Source organism: Aminobacterium sp. UBA4908 (genome assembly GCF_002398115.1).
GTDB classification, from domain to species: Bacteria; Synergistota; Synergistia; order Synergistales; family Aminobacteriaceae; genus Aminobacterium; species Aminobacterium mobile.
The window spans coordinates 73748-79759 of record NZ_DHCG01000013.1; the positions used below are offsets into that span (position 1 = coordinate 73748).

At 35.9% G+C, this 6012-nt stretch carries 6 protein-coding genes; all 6 read right to left on the bottom strand.

Annotation, left to right across the window (positions count from 1 at the left end; all coding sequences use genetic code 11):
- Window positions 1–9 precede the first annotated feature (9 nt).
- The 6 genes from B4J50_RS09625 to B4J50_RS09650 are packed head-to-tail and all read right to left on the bottom strand — an operon-like array spanning window position 10 to window position 5842.
- Window positions 10–1125 (bottom strand): glycosyltransferase family 4 protein, encoded by a 1116-nt coding sequence (locus tag B4J50_RS09625; RefSeq protein ID WP_286954139.1) that lies wholly within the window; start codon window positions 1123–1125, stop codon window positions 10–12.
- Window positions 1126–1140: 15 nt separating this feature from the next.
- Complete coding sequence (gene wecB, locus B4J50_RS09630; RefSeq protein ID WP_286954141.1) at window positions 1141–2229, bottom strand: non-hydrolyzing UDP-N-acetylglucosamine 2-epimerase; 1089 nt, start codon at window positions 2227–2229, stop codon at window positions 1141–1143.
- Window positions 2230–2253: 24 nt separating this feature from the next.
- Window positions 2254–2850, bottom strand: coding sequence for a sugar transferase (locus tag B4J50_RS09635; protein ID WP_286954142.1), 597 nt, complete (start codon window positions 2848–2850; stop codon window positions 2254–2256).
- Window positions 2847–3989, bottom strand: a complete 1143-nt coding sequence (locus B4J50_RS09640) for a DegT/DnrJ/EryC1/StrS family aminotransferase (protein WP_286954143.1) — start codon at window positions 3987–3989, stop codon at window positions 2847–2849. Before B4J50_RS09640 ends, B4J50_RS09635 begins: the two co-directional genes overlap by 4 nt.
- Window positions 3990–4012: 23 nt before the next feature.
- Window positions 4013–5251, bottom strand: a complete 1239-nt coding sequence (locus B4J50_RS09645) for a glycosyltransferase family 4 protein (protein ID WP_286954146.1) — start codon at window positions 5249–5251, stop codon at window positions 4013–4015.
- A 3-nt stretch (window positions 5252–5254) separates the two neighbouring features.
- Complete coding sequence (locus tag B4J50_RS09650; protein ID WP_286954147.1) at window positions 5255–5842, bottom strand: GNAT family N-acetyltransferase; 588 nt, start codon at window positions 5840–5842, stop codon at window positions 5255–5257.
- Between the last annotated feature and the right edge of the window lie 170 nt (window positions 5843–6012).

Below are 6012 nucleotides of genomic sequence, written 5' to 3' on the forward strand. Positions count from 1 at the left end.
TCTTGTGCGTTACTTTTGAAACAGCTTTTTATAGAAGATAATAAGTTTTTTGCATTCATTGTCCCAATTATACTTTGTTTCTATTGCTTTTAAACCGTTTCTTCCCATTTTTTGAGCTTCTTCTGGATGATCTAATACCCACTGCATTGCTTTTGCTATCTTTTTAGGACTAAGAGGATCAACGAGGAGGCCACACTTGGCTTCCTCTACAATTTGCCTCCATAAAGGGAAGTCTGATGCTATTATAGGAATTCCTGCAGACATATATTCGAAAAACTTATTAGGTTGAGCCCCAATATGATTGGGTACCGGATGAAAAAGTACAAGCCCAGCTTTTGCTTTTTTTAATATTTCGACAACTTCTTTTCTACCAACAAAACCTTCATATTGAACTTTGTTCCATCCATGGAGAAGTTTAATTTCTCTAGATAATTTTTCAGTGCTAAATTTTCCTGCAAGAATAAGGTTTACTTGAGAATTCGCCATGTATTCTAACGATTTTACCATTTCTTTAATCCCACGAATTACTGTTATCCCCCCAATGTAAGCAAAATATGGAGGACGGTTTGAGTAATTTTTTAAGTCCAATTCTAAAAACTCTTCACGAATAGGAAAGTTTTGTACCATAATAGTTTTATGAGAAGGGAATCTATGTTGCTGCACGGGAGCAACGATTACAATGCCATCAAAAAATTTTGCTCCTATCCATTCAACAAATTCTGCTGCGAATGCAATACCCTTTCGACTCCAACTTGGTAACCATTCTTTAGTGAGTATTTGACGAGGAAGGTCTTCATGCACGTCATATACTACCTTTTTGCCTATAAATTTAAGTATAAGCCCCATGAGAATAAGTTCAGGGTCATGAAAATGATAGAGTGAAGCTTTTAGTTTAACTGCTTCTTTTAAGGCATGCCATTGGCCACGTATCAAACGAAGAAAACGACCGTGTTCTTTGTGTATGAATTTTACCTTCACAGAGATATCTGTTAAAGACATAGGCGTTTCTGGCGCAACCAAAAATACTTCATAGCCTGACTGGCTCAATGATTGGCATTCTTTTGCGAATATTCGAATATCATTTGCGGAATGTACAGTTGTAATATGACAAATTCTTTTTCTCATAGTTTTTAAAGGACCTCATTTATTCAAGTATGTCATAATATTTTTCACAATAGCTTTTGCTGCATTTCCATCTCCGTAGAGATTGTCAGGATATGCTATAAATTTATTTTCTAAGATACGAGGCAAAAGTTCTTTTGCTGCGTTTCCTGGTACAAGTTGATTCCAACCAGATTCTATGATTTCCTTCCATCCTGTATCGGGCATAATTACAGCTGCTTGCTTTTTTGCGTAGTATGCTTCTTTTTGTAGGCCTCCACTGTCCGTAACAACGTTTGAACACCCTTCAAGAAGTCCCATGAGTTCCAAATAACCGACGGGTTTGATAATGTGCATAGTGTCAACGTATTTAGTGAGGTTTAATTCCTCTATTCTTTTTTGAGTTCTTGGATGCATGGGGAAAATGATAGGAAGTTTTGTTCTTTCAATCAAACCATTTAGCCCTCTGAGAATAGAAAGAAAATTCTCTTTGTTATCAACATTAAAATCTCGATGTAAAGTGACAAGTATATATTTGCCTTCTTGAAGGTTCAGATTATGCAACATCTTATTTTTCATAAAATGTGGTTTCATTCGAAGAAAAAGGTCATACATTACGTCTCCTGCAATATAAACACCGCTTGTTATATTTTCTCGCTGGAGATTTTGATAAGAAAGTTCAGAGCAACAAAAGAGGAGAGATGATAAGTGATCTGTTACTACGCGATTGACCTCTTCTGGCATATTTTTAGGATATTGGCGCATACCTGCTTCAATATGAGCTACGGGAATGTTAAGTTTTGCGGCAGCCAGAGCCCCTGCGATGGTGGTATTTGTGTCCCCATATACAAGAATCATATCAGGTCTTTCTTGAAGAAGTATATCTTCAAATTTATCTAGCACAGCTGCAGTTTGTTTGCCGTGGCTAGAAGATCCGATTCCTAAAAAGTATCGAGGAGTTGGAATTTGTAGCTCTTGAAAGAAAAGATCTGACATGTTGGCATCATAGTGTTGGCCTGAATGAACCAGTATATGGTTCCAAGCGTTGGTTTTATATACTTCAGATGCTATAACGGCTTCTTTTATAAATTGCGGACGTGCGCCTACGAGTGAAATAACTTTATTCATTTAGAATTTATCTCCTGTTCTTTACTAACATAAAAGGCTCTTTATAGTTTTTAAAATAATTTTTATATCCCCTTTTACAGACCTATTTCGTACATACTCGGTATAATACGTAAGCTTAATTGGAAGTATCTCTCGTATGTATGTTTCTTCTGGATTTCTTGATTCTTGTAGTAGCGTATTTTCGTCTTTAAATTCAATTGAAGCTAAATCAGTAATTCCAGGAGGCACAGAAAATATTATCTTCCGCATCGAATCAGGGTAATGTTCTACATATCGAGGTACTTCTGGCCGAGGCCCTACAAGGCTCATTTCTCCTTTGAGCACATTGATAAGTTGCGGAAGTTCATCTAATTTATACTTCCTTAAGAATTTCCCAGGTCTGGTGACTCTTATATCTTCTGCGGTTGTGAGTTGTAATCCTTTTTTTTCAGCATCTGGAACCATTGTGCGAAATTTATATACATAAAAGTATTTCTCTTTATGTCCCACTCTTTTTTGCTTAAAAAGCACAGGCCCCTTAGAATCTAACTTGATCCATACGGCGATAAAAAAAAGTATTGGAGCTAATACAAGAAGCCCAGGTATAGCAAGGATCAAATCAAAGAGACGTTTTTTTTTCATGATAATAATATAGATCTAACCGTTTTAATTACTTTATCGGCATCTTCATCAGTCATTTTCGAATAAATCGGAAGACTCACTGCATTTTCATATGCATGTGTAGCTTCTGGAAAACTATCATTTTGTAAGTGATATGTGTTCTGCCAATATGGTTGCATATGCAGAGGTATAAAGTGGACACTACAACCTATTCCGGCTTCAGACATTTTTTGAATAAAAGCATTTCGCTGAATGGGGGCGTCTTGAGTAAGTCTAATAACAAATAAATGCCAAGCATGGTCTTCTCTTTCATCTGGAGAGTGGGGAAGAATAATGGGAAGATCATCAAAGGCTTGAAGATATCGTTTCGCAATGGCAGCTCGCTTTTCTTTAAACGATTGAGCTTTTTTGAGTTGATGAATGCCAATAGATGCAGCTATATCTGTCATATTGTATTTAAAACCAGGGGCAACTATTTCATAGTACCAAGATGGTTTTTCAGAAGTATACCGGTCAAATGCATCACGATCAATTCCATGAAGCCGCATTATACTGCAACGTTTTGCTATCTCGGGATTGGCTGTAACAACCATTCCCCCCTCACCTGTGGTAATAGTTTTTGTTGCGTAGAAGCTGAAAACAGCAACATCAGAAGATAATGTTCCTACATACTTATTTTGATAACGTACGGGAAAAGCATGTGCAGCGTCTTCAATTACCTTCAAATTATATCTTTGGGCAAGAGATAGTACGGAATTCATATTACAGGGTAATCCTGCAATATGAACAGGGATGATAGCCTTTGTGTGAGGAGTTATAGCTTTCTCAATAAGATTGGTATTGATATTGAGCGTTTGGGGATCAATATCAACAAAAATCGGATGTGCACCTAAATAACGAATAACTTCTGCAGTGGAAGTGAATGTATATGTTGTTGTAATCACTTCATCTCCAGGTTTGATTCCAACTGCTTCTAATGCTAGATGTAGCCCTGCAGTGGCAGAACTTACCGCTAAAGCCTGTATCTTCCCACCTAAATAACTTGCGAAATCTTTTTCAAACTGGCGAGTTTTAGGCCCTGTCGTTAACCAGCCGGATTGTAATGAATCAACAACTTCATTTATTTCTTCTTGACCAATGTCTGGTAAAGCAAACGGCATAAAATTCTTATTCTCCATAGCAATCACCTTTCTTCCATTGCATGTAAAAAAGAAGCAGCTAATACAGGATATGCGTTATGTTCTAAAACATACTTTTTGCCTTTTTCTCCCATGTGACGTCGTTCTTCTTCTGTCATGTTGTATATTTTTACAATCCCTTTTGCTATAGCCTCAGGGTTTTCAGCTTCAACAGATAAACCGCATCCTGCTTCTTTTACAGGGTCGTTTCCTGCTTCTATAGCATTTATTATAGGTCGTCCAGACATCATATAATCAAAAATTTTGTTTAAAGAAATACCATATTGGCATAATTTGCTCCTCCTAGCCGTCATGATTAAGCAATCAAAATTATTTAAGCATAAAGGAATGCCGATTTTAGAAATAGTAGGCAAGAAGAATACATTATCGACTTTTAGTTTCTTTGTTAGACGAATGAGGTTAGTTTTTTCTGCCCCTTGCCCTATAAGTACAAATACTATTTTTTTATCTTGAAGCATAGGAGCTGCGCTTATTAAATAATGTAACGCATTTGCTAAACCGAAACTCCCCGCATATCCTACGAAAAAAGAGCCTTGATGTTCTTTAAAAAATGTTTGATGTTCTGGCGGTAATTCAATGTTGTTGTTTTGCCATTCGTCCGCATTAATTCCGTTAGGAACATGAACAAATTTCTTAGGGCTCATTCCTCTGGTTGCTAGATGCTTGTTTGCGAAGGGTAGAATAGAAACAATTTTATCTGCATATTTGCATGCATAATCTTCTCCACGTTGCATTACCCATATAAAAGGATGTAAAGGCGACATATTTCCAATTTCCATTGGGGATAATGGCCACAAGTCATGAACCTCAAAAATAAGTTTAGCATCAAAACATCTAGCTATATGGCGTGCAGGGAAGATATCCAGAGGGTACGTAGACGATGCTATTATTACGTCAGGACGGTCTTTATTTGCTATTTGAGGCAAATATTTGTATAGCTTTGCGACAAAGCATAGCATATTCTTAACTCTGCCCAATCCGTTACCAGTATATGAAGGTGTTTTTAACCATACATAACGAATTCCATCTATTTTTTCTTCTTGCATAGAAGATGTTATGTAAGGTTGTTGGGAACGAAGATGAGAAAAAGATGCAGCTACAATTGTAACTTTATGGCCAAGTTTTAACCATTCTTTTGCCATATAGTAGGGACGATATTCCATTCCCATTGCAGGAGATCCCGCATAGTGATTGATAAGTAAAATATTCACTTTTAACTCCATTCTTTAACTTAACTTTTTTATAAGGTAAAAACTATGGTTTTCTTCTTTTTCTAATTGAAATCCCATTTTTTTGTAAAAATTTATGGCCCTTTTATTTGTATCTTTTACCGACAAGCCATATTGAAGTACTCCTTCTAAGTGTTGTTCAAAAGTACTGACAAGAGTAGAAGCTAAATCTGTTCCCTGCATTTCTTTCGAAACAGCAATTGATAAAAGACGAATAGATTTCGAAGAAGAGGTTTGAACTTTTTTTTCTATTGGTTTATTCTTCATTTGTTTTACACGGTATAAAGCATCTATATATAGAGAGGGTATACATATAGTAGATAATAAAATCATCAAGAGATTTTTCTTAATAAAATTTTTTTTACATGTTTGTAGTTTTGCGGAATCTCCTCCCATAACAAATCCAACTACATTATTTTCTCGAAGTGCCGCAAAGAACAAAGGGGTGTCTAAAAAAGATTCATAAAATTTCTCTATAATAAATATAGGATAATGCCCTAAAAAATGATCTCGAAATTGCTCTTTGTGAAGAGATGCAATTCCTTTTATATCTCCAATTGTTGCTTTTTTAATAACATAAGGCATAGCTAAGTTAAGCCTCCTTAAGAAAAAATTATTCTTTAAATTTACAGCGTGGCACAATTTCTTTTAGAGTTGAAACAATCTCTTGTTTGTTGCAACTTGAAGCCGCTTCAAATAAAGATGTAAGTTTGCCTTCCATATCGTTTGGCAAATCATTGCTTTTTGCCTCAAAT

Excerpts from the sequence above, each read along its gene's own strand:
- B4J50_RS09625 (WP_286954139.1), bottom strand. The coding sequence starts at position 1,125 with ATGAGAAAAAGAATTTGTCATATTACAACTGTACATTCCGCAAATGAT.
- wecB (WP_286954141.1), bottom strand. The coding sequence starts at position 2,229 with ATGAATAAAGTTATTTCACTCGTAGGCGCACGTCCGCAATTTATAAAA.
- B4J50_RS09635 (WP_286954142.1), bottom strand. The coding sequence starts at position 2,850 with ATGAAAAAAAAACGTCTCTTTGATTTGATCCTTGCTATACCTGGGCTT.
- B4J50_RS09640 (WP_286954143.1), bottom strand. The coding sequence starts at position 3,989 with ATGCCGTTTGCTTTACCAGACATTGGTCAAGAAGAAATAAATGAAGTT.
- B4J50_RS09645 (WP_286954146.1), bottom strand. The coding sequence starts at position 5,251 with ATGGAGTTAAAAGTGAATATTTTACTTATCAATCACTATGCGGGATCT.
- B4J50_RS09650 (WP_286954147.1), bottom strand. The coding sequence starts at position 5,842 with ATGCCTTATGTTATTAAAAAAGCAACAATTGGAGATATAAAAGGAATT.